Genomic DNA, 15,216 nt, shown 5'->3' on the forward strand with positions numbered 1-15,216 from the left:
TTCGACGGCGACCTGTCCATCTCGGCGGTCAACGGACCGCGCGCGGTCGTCGTCGCCGGACCGCGCGAACCGCTGGCCCGGTTCGAGCGCGTGCTGGCCCGCGCCGGAATCATGCGCTGGAACGTCGACGGCGTCGACTTCGTCGCGCATTCGGCCTCGATGGACGGACTGCGCGAACCGCTCGCGCCCGCGCTGGCCGACCTGCGCCCGCGCACGTCGAGGATCCCGTTCTATTCCACGGTGACCGGCGAGGTGGTCGACACCGCCGAACTCGACGGCGACTACTGGTACCGGAACCTGCGCGAGACCGTCCTGTACGAACCCGCGCTGCGCGCCCTGCTGGCCGCCGACAACGACGTGGTCATCGAGGTCGCCCCGCACCCCCTGCTGACCCTCGGCAGCGAGGAGACGGTGGCCGAGGCGGGCGTCCGCGCGGCCGTCGTGGGCACGCTGCGCCGCGACGACGGCGGTCCGCGCCGCATGGTGCACGCGCTGGCCGAGGCGTTTGTCGCCGGAATCGAGATCGACTGGCGGTCGCTGTTCGCGGGTCGCGCGGTGCGCCGCGTCGCCCTGCCGACCTACGCCTTCGACCACGAGCGGTACTGGGCCGTCGGCGAGAAGATCGGCGACCTCGGCGAACTGGGGCTGGCCCGCACCGGCCACCCGCTGCTGCGCGCAGCGCTGCGTCCCGGCGGGGGAGCGGGCCGCGTGTGGACCGGCGGATGGTCCGCGGCCCGGCAAGGCTGGCTGGCCGACCACGTCGTCTTCGGCGAGGTGGTCGTCTCCGGCACCACGATGGTCGAACTGGCCGCCGCCGCGGGCGCCGAGACGGGGTGCCCGCTGGTGTCCGAACTGATGCTCGAAGCGCCGCTGGTCATCCCGGAGGACGCGACGGTCGGCGTTCAACTGTCCGTCGACGAACCGGACGATGCCGGCGCTCGCGCGTTCACCCTGCACACCAGCCTCGACCACGAGCAGTGGACCCGGCACGCCTCGGGCACACTGAGCCCCGAGACCGCCGCGCCGCCCGAAGAACACCGGGACACCTGGCCGCCGGCGGGCGCGACCGAGATCCCGGCCGCCGGATGGTACGAACCGCTCGCCGAGCGCGGCTTCGGCTACGGCCCCGCCTTCCAGGGGTTGCGGTCGCTGTGGCAGCACGGCGAAGACCTCTACGCCGAGATCCGGACCTCCGCGCCCACCAAGGGATACGCGATTCACCCGGCCTTGTTCGACGCCGCCTTCCACGGGGCCCTGCGCGTCCCGGACCGGGACGAGTCCGATGCCGGTGTGGTGCTGCCGTTCGTCTGGTCGAAGGTGTGGCTGAGCCCCGAATCCGGCGCGCCGGACACACTGCGGGTCCGCCTGCGCCGGACGGGACCGGATTCGGTGTCGATGCTCGGCGTGAGCGAATCCGGGCGCGTGCTGGTGTCGGTGGGCGAGGTGGTCTCGCGGCCGATCTCGGTGGCGCAGTTGACCGCCGGGCGACGCACGGCCGACGGCGCGCTCTACGACGTGCGCTGGGCCCCGGCCGCGCCGACCGGTCAGCCGGTCACCGAATTCGCGGTGGTGACACCGGGTTTCGATACCGCGGAACTCACCGGTCTGTCGCAGTACCCGGACCTGGCCTCGGTCGCCTCCGAGGACGGCGCGCCCGCGCCCGCCACGGTCGTCCTGGCGATCCCGCCGGTCGCCGGGGCGGTGCCCGAGGCCGTGCGGCACACGACCCGCACGACCCTCGGGATCGTCCAGACCTGGCTGGCCGCGGCGGCGTTCGCCGAATCGCGACTGGTCGTGGTCACCTCGCGGGCCGTGGCCGTCGAGGACGGCGAAGCACCCGACCTGTCGACCGCGCCGGTCTGGGGTCTGCTGCGCAGCGCGCAGGCCGAACACCCCGACCGTTTCGTCCTCGTCGACACCGACACCGGCGCGGACGGCGTCGTGGGCTGGGCGGGCGTCACGGCGGCGCTGTCCGTCGGCGAACCGCAGGTGGCGATCCGCGCGGGCCGCCCCTCCGTCCCCAGGCTGACCCGCTCGACCGCGCCCGTCGCACCGCTGACCGCCTTCGACGCCGAGTCGACCGTGCTGATCACCGGCGGCGCGACCGGTCTGGCCGCCCTGCTGGCCCGCCACGTGGTGGTCGAGCACGGCGTGCGGTCGCTGGTGCTGGCCAGTCGCAGCGGTCCCGCCGGGGCGGGCGCGGCGGACCTGGTCGCGGAACTGACCGAACTCGGCGCGCGGGTGCGCGTGGCGGCCTGCGACGTAGGCGACAGGACCGCCGTCGCCGACCTGATCGACGGCATCGACGCGGACCGCCCGCTCCGGGTGGTGATCCACGCGGCGGGCGTGCTGGCCGACGCGACGGTCGAGGCGATGACCCCCGACCACCTCGAGAAGGTGCTGGCCGCCAAGGTCGACGGCGCCTGGAACCTGCACGAGGCGACCCGCTGCATGGACCTGGCCGGTTTCGCGCTGTTCTCCTCGTCCTCCGGACTGCTCGGCGGTCCGGGGCAGGCGAACTACGCCGCGGCCAACGTCTTCCTCGACGCCCTGGCCCAGTGGCGGAACGATCAGGGCCTGCCCGGCGTGTCGATGGCGTGGGGCCTGTGGGCGCAATCGACCTCGATGACCCGCGAACTGAGCGATCTGGACGTCTCCCGCCTGGCCGGAACGGGCATCACCGCCCTGTCGCCGGAGGTCGGCACGGCGCTGTTCGACGCGGCGCTGTCCGGAGCGAGCGCCGTGGTGGCCCCACTGCGTCTGGACACGGCCGCGCTGCGGGCCCGCGGGCGCACCGCGGCGCTGCCCGCGATGCTGCACGGGCTGATCCCCGCCGCGGCGCGCAAGGCCGACAGCGGCGCGGCCGAAGCCCTGCGCGCGCGTCTGGCGGGACTGAACGCCCAGCAGCGCGCGCGTCACGTGCTGCGGTTGGTCTCGGCCGAGGCCGCCGAGGTCCTGCACGCGGGCGCGGAGACCATCGATCCCGACAAGGCGTTCAAGGACTTCGGCTTCGACTCCTTGGCCGCGGTCGAACTGCGCAACCGCCTCGCCCACGTCACCGGCCTGACGCTCTCGGCGACGCTGGTCTTCGACCACCCGACCCCGAGCGCCGTCGCCGAACAACTGCTGCGCCAACTCGAACCGGGCACCGCCGCCCGTCCCGCTCCGCGGCCCATCGACGCCGAACTGGACCGGCTCGCCGAACTCCTGCGCGCCGTCCCCGCCGAGGACCGCGCCCGGGTGGCCGAACGCCTGCGCGCGGCCCAGCGCCTGCTCGACGACGACGACGCGAAAGACGAAGGCGGCGAGCGCATCCGGTCCGCGACGGCCACGGAGATCTTCGATCTCATCGACAACGACCTCGGAGTGCGCTGATCATGACCGTCGAGCACACGACAACGGGCCTCACCGCCGAACTGCACCGACTACACGAGGCGGGCGCGCTCGCCGAGGCCGTCCCGCTGCTGCGCGCGGCCGCGGCCCGGCGCACCACGTTCACCTCGCTCGCCACCCATCCGAACCCGCCGAAACCGCTGCTGGTGAGCGAGGGCGAAGCGCCGGTGCTGATCTGCCTGCCCTCGTTCCTCGCCGGATCGGGACCGCACCAATTCGCCAGGCTGGCCGTCAGTTTCGAGCGAAGACACCGCGCGCTCGCCCTGCTGCTACCCGGATTCGAGCGGGCGGGCGCGGTCCCCGCGGACTGGTCCGCCGCGATCGAGACGCTGACCCACGCCGCCCGCACCGCCGCGAGCGGGCGACGCTGCGTCCTGGTCGGCTATTCGATCGGCGGGGTGCTCGCGCACGCGGTGGCCCAACGCCTGGCCGAGGCGGGCCGACCCGTCGCGGGCGTCGTCATGGTCGACACGGTCGATCCCGGACCCGCCGCGCGGGCGGCCTCGTTCCTGTGGGCGCTGGGCAGCGTCCTGGACCGCAACGCCGACGGCCGCCTGGTCACCGACGAGAACCTGACCGCCATGGGCGCCTACCTGGATCTGCTCGACCAGTGGGAACCCGGCCCCGTCACCGCGCCCGTGCTCATGCTGCGCGCCGAGCGACGCGCGGGCGCGGCGGGCTGGCCGAACTGGGATGTCGCCGAGACCACCGTCGCGATCCCGGCCGACCACTTCTCCATCCTCGATCAGGACGCCGCGCACACCGCGCGCGCCATCGAGACCTGGCTGCGCCGCTGATCGTTCGGCGCCGTCAGTCGTTCCAGCGCCGTCAGTTGTTCCAGCGCACCGCCGCCGCGGCGGCGAAATCGCCGGCGTGCGCGAATCCGGCCATCACCACCAGCGAGCCGTCCGCGATCCGGCCCTCGCGGATCGCCAGATCCAGGGTGACGGGAACGGCCGCGCCGTAGAGATTTCCGCACCGGTCGAAGGTGTCCAGATGCTGATCGGCGCCCAGGCCCAGCGCGCGCCGCCAGTTGCGCAGGAACAGTCGATTGGGTTGGTTGGTCACCAGATAGTCGACCGCGCCGAGATCGAGGTCGATCTCCTTGCACAGTTCGCCGACCACCTCGGGGACCAGTCGGTTGCCCCGGTCGATGATCTCCTTGGACTTGTTTGAGTCGAAGACGATCTCCAGTTCGCCGCTGCCCGCCGCCCAGTATTTGCGGCCGTCGCCGGTCGCGGGCGACATGTCCGGCGCGAAGGACGGCGTGTTGCGCACGTGCACGCCCAGTACGGGGGAGCGGTCGTCGGCGGTCACGTAGGCGACGCCGCAACCGTCACCGGCGATGGCGGCGCTCTGCTTGCGGCTCAACTCCGGTTGGGCGAACAATTGGCCCGCGGTGTTCTGCACATTGGCCAGCAGGATGTTGTTCGCCTCGCCCGCCGCGATCATCGCCCGCGCGATCTTGAGCATGTACGGGAAGGCCCCGCAACCGCCGTTGTGCAGGTCGAGCACCAAGGCCGGATCGCAGCCGAGCAGGTGGGCCGTCTCGGCCCCGCATCCGGTGATGCACTCGTCGGGCAGCAAGGTGTTGGTGATGATCAGGTCGACGCTGCCCGCCGGATCGAGCCCGAGTCGCTCGAACATCGGCCGCGCGGCCGCCTCCACCATCTGCGCGGCCCGCTGCGACGGCGCGATCCGATGCCGCTCGTCGGGCAGTCGGAACAGCGGACTGGTCGCCATCGGATCGTTCTCCGCGGCCAGCGGATCCGGGGTGATCACCTCCGGCGGGAGGTAACTGCCGAACGCCGCGATGCTCATCGGATGCACGTGGACTTCCTCTCCCGTGGACTACCGTATTCGAATCGACTATCCCGCACCCGGTCCGCGCGACACCAGTTTGCCGACGCCCGTGGGCGACCGTATCTTTCGGAGTATGGATGTGGTCGTACAAGAACTGATGAAATGTTCTCCCGACGAATATCTGGATTTCGTCATGGATGTCGAACGATATGCCGAGGTCGACGACAAGATCACCAAGATTTTTTGGATCCGCCGCGAGGGCGATGTCGTCCTGTTCCAATTCCGCCCCGCACTGCCCGGGCTGCCGAGGCCCGCGCCGAAAATGGTGCTCCGCTTGACGTTGACGCCCGGTGAGCGCATCGATCTGGCCTTGGCGCCGCTGCCGATGAACAAATTCGGCAACCGTGTCATGAAATACACGGGCAGTTTCGTCTGCACACCGGCCGACGGCGGCACCCTGGTCATCAGTTCGACCTCGCTGGAGATCGTCCCCGCGCTGCGGTGGCTGCTCGAACCCATCCTGCGACGGTCGCTGCCGCCGAACTTCCAGGCCGAGATCGAGCATGCCAAGACCTACATCGAGGCACGCAGCGCCTACAACAGCTGAGCCGTAGCCGGTGTCGGAGCGGCCTTCTCGGCCGCCCGGCGCACCTGGTTGGCGGCATACAGCGCGCGCACCAGGAAAACCGGGTTCAGGGCGGTGAACATCGAGGCGTTGCGGGTGACGGCCTTGGTCACCCGCACGCCCACCCACGAGTCGTAGACCGCCGCCGAGAGCAGCACCTTCATCACGATCGACAGCTTGGGCCGCAGGCTCAGGTCGACGATCTGCGCCTGGTGCGGCCACAGCCGGAATCGGTGCAGGCGCTGGTACTTGCGCGCTCCCGCGTCGATCCCCGTCGCGTTCCCCGCCAGCAGCGCGGGAGTGACCGCGTCGCTGAGCCATTCGGCGGTCTGCATCGCCCACCCCAGCCCGGCGCCCTCGGCCGGATCCGCCGACATCGCCGCGTCGCCGACCAGCGCCAGCCCCGGCACGGTGATGCGCGGGCGGGTGATGCTCGGGTAGTCGCGGTAACCGATCACATCCGAAACACGTTCGGCGCGGCTCAGATCCGGACCGTCCGACAGTCCGGCGTAAGCGGCCAGCAACGCCGCCTCCTTGTCCTCGGCGGCCTCGTAGGTCGGCTTGTCCAACAGGCCGGCCAGCACCACCTGACCGTCGTCCATGGCGCCGACGGAGACGATCTCGGGCATCGTCAACCAGATCCGCATGGTCTGATCGGCGGGCACCTCGACGTTGCGGTAGTAGGCGAACACGCACGCGCGGCAGTTGCGCGAACGGATCCCGCGCAACCCGGCCAGATCGGCGATCTTCGAATGCCGTCCGTCGGCCCCGATCACCAGTTTCGCCCGCAAGCTCCGTTGCGCGCCGAGCACGGTCGCCTCGACGCCGTCGACGCGACCGTCGGCGTCCTTGCTCAGCTCGCGCACCTTCGCGCCCAGGATCAGATCCACCTGCGGCACTTCGGCGGCGGCGGCGCGGGCCAGCGGGTCCAGCGTCTCGCGGCGGATGTTGTAGCCGTGCGGGGGACGGTCGTTCGTGCGCGGCGTGCGCAGCCAGCCGTACGGGGTCAGATAGCCGTCGTGGGAGGGGACGCCGCCTGCGTCCTCGATGAGTTTGTCCAGCCCCGTGCGGCGCATGATCGGCAGCGCGCTGGACCGGATGGAAGAGGTGCACAGTCGCTTGTAGGTGTCGGGATTGCGATGCGCCTCGAGCAACGCGACCCTCGCGCCCGCGCGGCCCAGCAGGATCGCCGCGGTACAGCCCGCGAGACCGGCGCCCACGATTACCACGTCATAGTCGTCGTTCATAGGAACTCTCTCCGAGTGTGGTGGACGGGATGCCCTGTGCGGCACCTGGTTTCCATCCTCGCACCCGGGAGAGTTCGCCGACAAAGTTTCACCGCGCGCGGCGGCGCCCGATCATGCTCGGGCGCCGCGCTTTTCGATATAGTCCTTGGCCTGCGCGATCTCGGTCACGATGTTGTCCGGCAGGTTGCGGCGCAGGATCGGGTCGATCAGCCAGCGCACCGCCGGGGTGATCTCGGCGGTCATGGTCCGGGTGACGAGGGTGCCGTTCTCGACGGGTTCGCATTCGAATGTCGCGTTGAATTTCATCAGCCGATGCCAGAGTTTGCTGTCCGGCAGCGGGGCGAGCCCGACATCCACCCGCACACCGGGGGTGAGAACGCCTTGCGCCACCATCTTGGGCGCGGGGCCGGGAATTCCCGGCATCGCGGGACGGAATTTGAACTCCACCCGATTGCCTTCGCGGCGGACCCAGTCGAACGGGCCGAGTTTACTGTCCACTTCGGCGTATCGTTCGACATCCATCGCGAATTCGAGGAATTCGTCGGGAGAGCATGCAATGGTCTGTTGTGCCCGTGCTTCCACCATGGTGGCGAGTCTATCGGGATTCGGTGCGTCGACCTACTACATCAGCCCGACACCGCGAGATTTCCCAACGCCAGCAGAATCGCGCCCGCCCAGGCCAGTCGACGGCCGAGCAGCCTGCCCAGCAGGGGATTCCGATCGAGCGCGCCGAGCCGGAACTGGAACAGGCGGGCCACGAAGACCGGGCACAGCAGCACGCCGAGCAGCACCGGCAGCACCCCCGCCGCCACGAGGACGGCCACCACGACGAGGTCGGCCACGGCCAGTACGCCGAGCAGACCGATGTAGCGGCGCTCCCCCGCCAGCGTGGCCAGATTGATCCGCCCCGCCCCGCGGTCGGTGGCCATGTCGCGCATATTCGAATACATCGAGACCATCATCAGCCAGAAGGCGAACAGCGCCCCTTCGGTGACCAGGCGTCCGGTGACCCCGCCGGTGAGCGCCCAGAACGGGATCAGCACCAACTCCAGCGTCCACAGCAGCAGCACGGCCTCCTGGAAGCCGATGTGGCTGAACTTCATTCCGTAGGAGTACTGCACCGACACGGCCGCGCCCAGCACCGCGAGGGCGATCAGCACCGGGGGATGATGCGGGGCGACGAACAGTCCCGCGAGCAGCAGCGCACCGCCGACGCCCACACACGCCCAAGCGAAGCGCAGCGCCCGCGGCAGCGTCAGTTCGCCGGTCACCAGCGGCTTCCACTTCGCGCGCCGCAGCGCGCTGGGATCGTCCTGATAGTTCTTGGCGTCGGTGCCGTCGCGGAACCCGGTGATGTCGTCGAAGGCGATCACGGCGCTGTGGATCAGGAAGTAGCCGACCACGATCAGCGCCAGCGCGAGCCAGGTGCCGCCGTCGCGGGCGACCGTCGTCGGCAGCAGCGTGGCCACCAGCAGATACCCCAGGTTGTAGTCCAGGAAGTAGACGTTGGCGAGGTGGCCGTAGGCGCGCAGGGATTTCGTGGTGGGGGTCAGGAGATCGACCAACGCAGTGTTCCTATCCTGAGACGTGTTCCGCTCTCGCGGAGGCGGCGTGATTCCGCTGTCGCGGGGTTGTTCGCGATCGTCAGATGATCTGGATTCGCTGCATGTGACGCTCGGTCGCGCCGGTGAAACGGTTGCGGCCGTGCAGCAGTCCGTGGTTCTCGGCGATGACGATGTCGCCGGTCCGCCAGGCGTGTTCGTAGCAGTAGCGCGGATCGTGCAGGCGCTGGGACAATTCGGTCATCACCTGCACGGCCTCCTCGGAGGACGGCCCTTCGACGGTGAGGAACAACGGATTCCGATACTTCGCGGGGTCCAGCGGTTCGGCGTAGCGGATCGTGGTCTCGCCGGTGGTGGGGTGGGTGGCCAGCACCGGATGGGTCATCGTGCCGCCGTAGTGGGCCAGTCGGTCGGTGCGGTAGGTGACCGAGGTCCGGGACCACAGGTCGCGCAGATCCTCGGGCGCGTCGCGGTAGACGCGGGTCGCGTCGGAGAACACGGTCTCCCCGCCCGCCCCCGGTTCGCAGCCGCGCACACACTGGAACAGGAAGAACCGGGGAGCCCGCTCGGACCACGCGCCGTCCCAGTGGAACGGCACGTCGCCGGAGTCGAAGAGGTAGTTCTTCGGGTCCTCCTGCACCACCAGGTCCAGGATCGTGCCGAATTCCCACTCGACCAGTTCACCGGCCGCCAGGCAGTAGCGCTCGAGGTCGGGGGTGTCGAGCAGGCCGTAGCCGCGCAGGACCAGCACCTTGGCCGACAGCGCCGTGGCGAGCAGACTGTCGACGGGCACGTCGGCGAGGGTCTGCCCGGGCTCGGGCGCCGTCACCAGTCGGCCGAACGGTGCCAGGTCGACGCCCTCGAGCAGCGCCTGCCGCAACTGATTGCTCACGATTCTCCTTCCGGCGCGGCCGGGACCGGCACGACCGGTTCGATCGGTTCCGCGCTGACGAAATGGCTGGGCCTGCTGTTGCGCCACACCAGTCGGGCCCCCGCGCTCTCGGCCTGCGCGCGCTTGACCAGCAAGTGACGTCGCCCGTCGTCGAGCACCACGCCGTGCCACGGCGTCAGCCAACTGTCGGCGGTGCGCAGCAGGTGGAACCCGATCTTGGGGCCGTGATGGGCTTGCGGATGGATCGACAGACGCACCGCGTCGGGGAAGACCTGCTCGACCACCCGACTCCACGCCTGACTGCGCTGCACCACGCCGTAGGCGGTCGCCTTGGCGCGGTTGCGCAGTTGGGTGGTGCTCAGGTCGGGCAGCAGCGCCGCGTCGTCCTCGGTGACGAACCGGTGGATGCCGTTGAACATCTGGCGCACCACCGGATCCGCGCGCACCGAATCGCGGATCTGCTCGACGGATTCGGCGTAGTCGTCGAGCAGTCGGGCGCGGCGTCGATCCCAGGTCAGTCCCGGCATGACGTCGGCCAGCGCGTAGAGCCCGATCGCGCCGCCGCCGATCGCGCGGATCACCCGCAGCAGTTCGGCCGCGTAGTCGTCGACGTGGTCGTCCTCGATGCCGAGGACGTCACTGAACACGTGTCCGTCCGAGCAGACCGTGACCACCGCGCCCGGCCTATACACGGCCGACACGCGTTCACAGAAGCCCTGGATCGATTCGAGCGCGAGTTGTTCGCCCAGATCGGGCAGCCGTCCGATGGTCTTGCGCCGATTGCGCGACTTGGCCGGGAAGGCGGGGATGACGAAATGCACCGGTTTGCCCGCCGCGACGTAGCGGCCGACCTTGTCCAGGTGCGGCGCGAAGCATTCGGCGCACGGTTCGCTCGCGCACGGATCGGTGGGGGCGAGGGTGCGGCGGCGCTGGAACACCAAGCGCAGAACCCGCTCGGCCACCAGTTGGTCGGGGGAGCCGTGCACCGGACGGCGCGCGTCGCCGACGCGGTGCTGCCGGGCGGCCATGGTCCTGGTCACGACACACCTCCGCGGTAGGTCGGAGCCGAAGCGGTCATCAGGACCGGCCCGCTCGCTCGAGATAATCCTTCTCGAACGCTCCCATCATGAACGAGACCGCCTCTACCAGAGGCTGTTCCACCTTGCTCGGCGTCCCGGAGTCGAACGGCGGCTGTGGGTCGTATTCCAGCGCCAGTTGGATGCCCTGCGCCACCTCGGGGGCGACCAGTTCGGCCACCAGCGTCAGCGCCAGATCGATGCCCGCCGAGGACCCCGCCCCGGTGGCGATGCGGTCGCCGAGCACGACGCGCTGATCGGTGGGCTGCGCGCCGTATTCGGCCAGTTCCTTGTGGAAATTCCAGTGTGTCGCGGCGGGCAGACCCGCCAGGACGCCCGCGGCAGCGAGGATGTGCGCCCCCGTGCACACCGAGGTCGTCCACGTGGTGTGCGGATGCGCTTCGCGCACCCACTCCACGATCGGCGCGTTCTCCTTCGCCAGGGTGAGCGAAGCCGGACCGCCCGGAACCACCAGCACGTCCGGCCGCGGCAGTTCGGCGAAGGTCTTGTCGACCTGTAACCGCAGCAGGCCGTGATCGTCTGCCACCGTGTCCTTCTCGGCGGCGCACAGCACCACCTCCACGTTCGGCACGGTCGTGAAGACCTGGTACGGACCGATGGCGTCCAGCGCGGTGAAACCCTGGAACAGGCCGAGAGCGACGATCACGGAAATCCTCCTGGTGGGGACGAACGACTCAGTGGTTCAACACGAGCGGCAGTTCTGCGGGGCCGCGCAACACCAGCGACGGCTTGAACCGGATCTCGGCGCGCGGCACGGCCATCGACACCTCGGAAAAGCGCTCGAGCAGCATCTCCAACAGGATCCGGCTCTCCAGTCGGGCCAGCGCCGCGCCGAGGCAGCGGTGGATGCCGTGGCCGAAGGCCAAGTGCCGCTTGTCCTCCCGGCCGATGTCGTAGACGTCCGGGTTCGGGTACTGCCGCTCGTCGCGATGTGCCGCGCCGACCAGCAGCAGCACCGGTTCGTGGGCGGGAATCGTGGTGCCCGCGATCTCCAGGTCCTCGGTCGCGAAGCGCCACAGCGAACTCGGCTGCGGCCCGTCGTAGCGCATCGTCTCCTCGATGGACTCCGAGACGGTGTACTTGCCCGCGCGGACCTCGGCCAACTGCTCGGGGTGCGCGAGCAGCGCCACCAGCATGTCGCCCATCAGGCGGATGCTGCTCTCGTACCCGGCGACCACCAAGGCCACCGCGGTGCCGACCAATTCGTCCGAGCTCAGCGCCTGGGTCTCGTCGCTGGCCTTGACCAGATCCGAGAGCAGATCGTCGCCCGGATGCGCCCGCTTGTGCGCGACCAGCTCCTCCGCGAACCGCATCAGCGACGACGTCGCCTCGGGAACGTCGCCCAGTTCGGCGGGATCGGCGGTGAACACCAGATCGCCCCACCGCCGCAGATCGTCCTCGTCGCCCGGTTCGGCGCCGATCACCGAGCAGATCGAGCGGATCGACAGCGGCGCGGCCACCCGCGACATCACGTCGACGGGTTCGCCGAGCGGTAGCGGGGTGAGCAGATCATCGACGGTCTTCCTGATGCCGCTCTCCCACTGGGCGATGCGCGCGGCGGTGAAGGTGCCCTGCGCCAGGCGTCGCAGTCGGGTGTGATCCGGCAGGTCGAGGTTGAGCATGGTGCGCTCGGCGACCGTCCCCGCGCCGAAGGCCAGGCCCGCCGCGCGGAAGTCCGGGAGCGCGGTGTTGTAGTCGCTGCTCAACCGCGCGTCGGTGAACCCCGCACGGACATCGGCGAATCGGCTGACCAACCACACCCTGATGTTCACGAACGGGATGGTCACCGGATACACCGGCGCGTTGTCGCGCAGCCAGGCGTAGAAGGGGTACGGATCCTGGAAGAACTCCGGTGTGAACATCGCCGGAACGGAGAGATCCGGTGTGAGGATGTCATCGGGCATCTGACGAAACTCCCTCGTCGATTAGAAGCTGCGCAACGTTAACCAGCGCCGGAGACGAGCGTCAAAGGCCGCCTCGACACCGTCGTCGCAAGCTTTCGCGGCGAACGTGGGATGACTAGCTGAGGTCCTTTCGGATCTCCCGGCGTCGGGAGATCCGGGACCACCGGAGGCCATTCGGTCAGCGAGGTTTTCCCTTGTCGCCCTTGAAGGTTCCGCGATTCGGGCCGATTCGGCGGATCGGTCGGCGCGGCATCCTAGTGCCACGGTATCGTCCGGTCGAGTGAACCTCCACCGCGCGGTCTTCGGGATAATGGGACCAACGGCGACAGTGAGGTGGCACGGTGGGACGTGAGAAGGCAGGCGCGGGCACCCGCGCGGCGATCGCGGCGGTCCGAGCCCTGCTGCGTCTGCCGCCGCCGGTGAAGCGCCGGATGGCGGGCCCGGTCGTCCGTCGTGACGGCCTGGAACTCGACCTGGACGCGCAACTGCTGCTGCGGATCACCGGCGCGTTGCCGCGCGCCCGGCTCGATCCGGTCACCTCGCCGCCGCGGATGCGGGTCGCGGCGCGCCGGATGGCCGCCATCGGCCGCGGCCCCCGCGAATTCCTCCCGGTGCGCGAGACGACCGTGGCGGGCGGGGCGGGCCGCCTGCGCGCCCGCGTGTACCGGCCCGCCGACGCCGACACCGTCCTGGTCTGGTTCCACGGCGGCGGATGGGTCATCGGGGATCTCGACACCCACGACGGCCTGTGCCGCACGCTCGCCGCCACCGCGGGCGTCACCGTGATATCCGTCGACTACCGTCTCGCGCCCGAACATCCCTATCCCGCGGCCGTGGACGACGCGGCGGCCGCGTTCACCGACATCGTCTCGCGCGCCACGGAATTCGGCGCGACGGCGGATCGCGTCGCGATCGGCGGCGACAGCGCGGGCGGCCATCTCGCCGCACTCCTGGCCCTGCGCGACCCGGATGCGCCGCTCGCCCAACTGCTCGTCTATCCGCCCACCGATCTCACCGGAAGCTCGCAGTCGCGTACCACCTTCGCGCACGGATTCGCCCTCACCCGCGCCGACATCGACTTCTACGACGCCTGCTTCCTCCCACCCGATCTCGACCGCGCGAGCCCCGAGGTCTCCCCGCTGTTCGCGCAGACGACCGTCGGCCTGCCGCCCACGGTGATCATCACCGCCGGATTCGATCCGCTGCGCGACGAGGGCGAGTCCTACGCCGAGCGCCTGCGCGCCGACGGCGTAGCGGTCCGCGTGCGCCGCTTCGACGGGTACCTGCACGGATTCGTCAACAACGCCTTGGCGTTCGGCCCCGCCGTCGAGGAGATCGCCGCTCTGTTCGCCGAGACGCTCGCGAAACACCGCGCCCGCCCGGCGCGGGATCCGGAGCTACGCGCCGCCGACTGAAGTCGGGGCTGCACCCCGATTCGGATCAGCCCGAGCGCTATGGGTCACCGCGGTCGCCGGCCTGGCTACCGTGTCCCGGGTGGATCTGAAACTGGACGGTAAACGCGCCCTGGTCACCGGCGGCAGCAAAGGCATCGGCTACGCGGTCGCCCGCGCGCTGGCCGGCGAGGGCGTCGACGTGGTCATCGCCGCACCCCCGAGCCCCTGGAAGCAGCGGCCCGCACCCTCGGCGCGGAAACCGGCCGCCGCGTACTGGCCGTTCCCACCGACACCGGCGACGACGCGCAGGTCCGTGCGCTGGTCGAACGCACCGTCGCCGAACTCGGCGGCATCGACATCCTGGTGAACTCCGCCGCCACCCCGTGGAGCGCGGGCGCGACCGCCGACCTCGCGGTCGCCGACGTCGTCACCTTCCTCGCCTCGCCCCGCAGCATCGCCATCACCGGCGACACCATCGCCGCCGGCGGCGGCGTCCCCGGCCCGATCTACTACTGAACGCCGTTCCCGCTCAACGGAGGTCGTGACGTGCGCGGCGTCGAACGATCGGTGTCAGGCCGGGGGTTGGACGAGGGTCGCCTGGGAGCGTTTGCGGAGGGTGAAGCCGAGGGTTTCGTAGAGGCTGATGGCGGTGGTGTTGGCGGCGACCGCGTGCAGGAACGGGGTTTCGCCGCGGGCGCGGATGCCCGCGCCGACGGCGCGGATGAGGCGGGTGCCGTAGCCGCGGCCGCGGTGGTCGTGGTGGGTGCAGACGGCGCTGATCTCGGTCCAGCCCGGGGGATGCATGCGTTCGCCGGCCATGGCGACCAGTTCTCCGTCGATTCGCAGACCGAGATAGGTCCCCATCTCGATGGTGCGGGGCAGGTAGGGGCCGGTTGGGTGCGGGCGATCAGGTCGAGGATCTCGGGGACGTCGGCGGCGGTGAGACGGACGAGGTCCGGGTCGCCGGCCACGCGGAGTTCAGAGCCGTCCATCTGGACGGAGTCGAAGACGCGCAGCACCGTCCAGCCTTCGGGCGGGACGTGCCCGTACCCGCGTAGGCCCGCGACGCCGGTCGGGCCGAGGATTTCGGCGAGATCGCGCCAGTCCTGATCGTCGAGGACCGGGGGATGGCCGACGAAGGAGGCGACGTCGGGATCGTAGCGGCCGATCCGGCCGACCCATCTGGCGAACCGGCGGTGTTCCCCGCGCAGCGAGGAACGCACCGGGTCGTCGAGCGGATGTAGTGCGACCTCGAGGTCGATCGCCGAATCAGTGGTCAACGCACTCTCCTCCGCGCAC

12 protein-coding genes and 2 pseudogenes are annotated in these 15,216 nt (G+C 70.2%); 5 read left to right on the forward strand and 9 right to left on the reverse strand.

Annotated elements, in window-relative coordinates; all coding sequences use genetic code 11:
• Positions 1-3,375, forward strand: a 3,375-nt coding sequence (locus ON30_RS32055; RefSeq protein ID WP_040713724.1) for a type I polyketide synthase, incomplete at its 5' end; no start/stop codon positions are given.
• Between the two features lie 2 nt (positions 3,376-3,377).
• Entirely contained in the window at positions 3,378-4,190 is an 813-nt protein-coding gene (locus ON30_RS32060) for an alpha/beta fold hydrolase (protein ID WP_040713726.1), read from the forward strand.
• Positions 4,191-4,221: 31 nt separating this feature from the next.
• Here ON30_RS32060 and ON30_RS32065 read toward each other — a convergent pair whose 3' ends face one another.
• A complete protein-coding gene (locus tag ON30_RS32065; protein WP_040713801.1) occupies positions 4,222-5,214 on the reverse strand; it encodes a 3-oxoacyl-ACP synthase III family protein in 993 nt (330 codons plus the stop codon).
• Between the two features lie 115 nt (positions 5,215-5,329).
• Between ON30_RS32065 and ON30_RS32070 the strand changes: the two genes are divergently transcribed.
• Positions 5,330-5,803 carry an SRPBCC family protein gene (locus tag ON30_RS32070; protein ID WP_040713802.1) on the forward strand — a complete coding sequence of 158 codons (474 nt, stop codon included), beginning with the start codon at positions 5,330-5,332 and terminating at the stop codon, positions 5,801-5,803.
• Here ON30_RS32070 and ON30_RS32075 read toward each other — a convergent pair.
• The 7 genes from ON30_RS32075 to ON30_RS32105 all read right to left on the reverse strand — a co-directional run bounded on the left by ON30_RS32075 (position 5,791) and on the right by ON30_RS32105 (position 12,523).
• Entirely contained in the window at positions 5,791-7,068 is a 1,278-nt protein-coding gene (locus ON30_RS32075) for an NAD(P)/FAD-dependent oxidoreductase (RefSeq protein ID WP_040713728.1), read from the reverse strand. The two genes, ON30_RS32070 and ON30_RS32075, sit on opposite strands and share 13 nt — an antisense overlap.
• A gap of 111 nt (positions 7,069-7,179) precedes the next feature.
• Positions 7,180-7,653 carry an SRPBCC family protein gene (locus ON30_RS32080; protein WP_040713732.1) on the reverse strand — a complete coding sequence of 158 codons (474 nt, stop codon included), beginning with the start codon at positions 7,651-7,653 and terminating at the stop codon, positions 7,180-7,182.
• 41 nt (positions 7,654-7,694) lie between these two features.
• Positions 7,695-8,633, reverse strand: a complete 939-nt coding sequence (locus tag ON30_RS32085) for a UbiA family prenyltransferase (protein WP_051030285.1) — start codon at positions 8,631-8,633, stop codon at positions 7,695-7,697.
• A 79-nt stretch (positions 8,634-8,712) separates the two neighbouring features.
• Positions 8,713-9,522: a TauD/TfdA dioxygenase family protein gene (locus ON30_RS32090; protein ID WP_051030286.1), complete on the reverse strand. Its 810-nt coding sequence runs from the start codon at positions 9,520-9,522 to the stop codon at positions 8,713-8,715.
• The gene (locus ON30_RS32095) at positions 9,519-10,562 is read right to left on the reverse strand and encodes an L-tyrosine/L-tryptophan isonitrile synthase family protein (protein ID WP_245554312.1); all 1,044 of its coding nucleotides are present in this window, start codon (positions 10,560-10,562) and stop codon (positions 9,519-9,521) included. The genes ON30_RS32090 and ON30_RS32095 overlap by 4 nt, the downstream gene beginning before the upstream one ends.
• Positions 10,563-10,599: 37 nt before the next feature.
• Entirely contained in the window at positions 10,600-11,265 is a 666-nt protein-coding gene (locus ON30_RS32100) for a DJ-1/PfpI family protein (protein WP_063719989.1), read from the reverse strand.
• A gap of 28 nt (positions 11,266-11,293) precedes the next feature.
• The gene (locus ON30_RS32105; RefSeq protein ID WP_051030287.1) at positions 11,294-12,523 is read right to left on the reverse strand and encodes a cytochrome P450 family protein; all 1,230 of its coding nucleotides are present in this window, start codon (positions 12,521-12,523) and stop codon (positions 11,294-11,296) included.
• A 341-nt stretch (positions 12,524-12,864) separates the two neighbouring features.
• On the opposite strand from ON30_RS32105, the gene ON30_RS32110 reads away from it, so the two are divergent.
• Together ON30_RS32110 and ON30_RS38240 are read left to right on the forward strand one after the other, a co-directional pair.
• On the forward strand, positions 12,865-13,938 hold the full coding sequence (locus ON30_RS32110) for an alpha/beta hydrolase (RefSeq protein WP_051030288.1): 1,074 nt from the start codon (positions 12,865-12,867) through the stop codon (positions 13,936-13,938).
• A gap of 79 nt (positions 13,939-14,017) precedes the next feature.
• Positions 14,018-14,433: pseudogene (locus ON30_RS38240) on the forward strand (SDR family NAD(P)-dependent oxidoreductase).
• A 54-nt stretch (positions 14,434-14,487) separates the two neighbouring features.
• Here the strand turns inward: ON30_RS38240 and ON30_RS32120 are convergent.
• A pseudogene (locus ON30_RS32120) lies at positions 14,488-15,197 on the reverse strand (GNAT family N-acetyltransferase).
• Positions 15,198-15,216: the final 19 nt, after the last annotated feature.

The sequence above is a fragment of the Nocardia takedensis NBRC 100417 genome (genome assembly GCF_000308695.1).
In the GTDB taxonomy this organism is placed as follows: Bacteria; Actinomycetota; Actinomycetes; order Mycobacteriales; family Mycobacteriaceae; genus Nocardia; species Nocardia takedensis.

Coding starts and splice junctions, on each gene's coding strand:
- ON30_RS32060 (WP_040713726.1), top strand. CDS start 3,378: ATGACCGTCGAGCACACGACAACGGGCCTCACCGCCGAACTGCACCGA.
- ON30_RS32065 (WP_040713801.1), bottom strand. CDS start 5,214: ATGAGCATCGCGGCGTTCGGCAGTTACCTCCCGCCGGAGGTGATCACC.
- ON30_RS32070 (WP_040713802.1), top strand. CDS start 5,330: ATGGATGTGGTCGTACAAGAACTGATGAAATGTTCTCCCGACGAATAT.
- ON30_RS32075 (WP_040713728.1), bottom strand. CDS start 7,068: ATGAACGACGACTATGACGTGGTAATCGTGGGCGCCGGTCTCGCGGGC.
- ON30_RS32080 (WP_040713732.1), bottom strand. CDS start 7,653: ATGGTGGAAGCACGGGCACAACAGACCATTGCATGCTCTCCCGACGAA.
- ON30_RS32105 (WP_051030287.1), bottom strand. CDS start 12,523: ATGCCCGATGACATCCTCACACCGGATCTCTCCGTTCCGGCGATGTTC.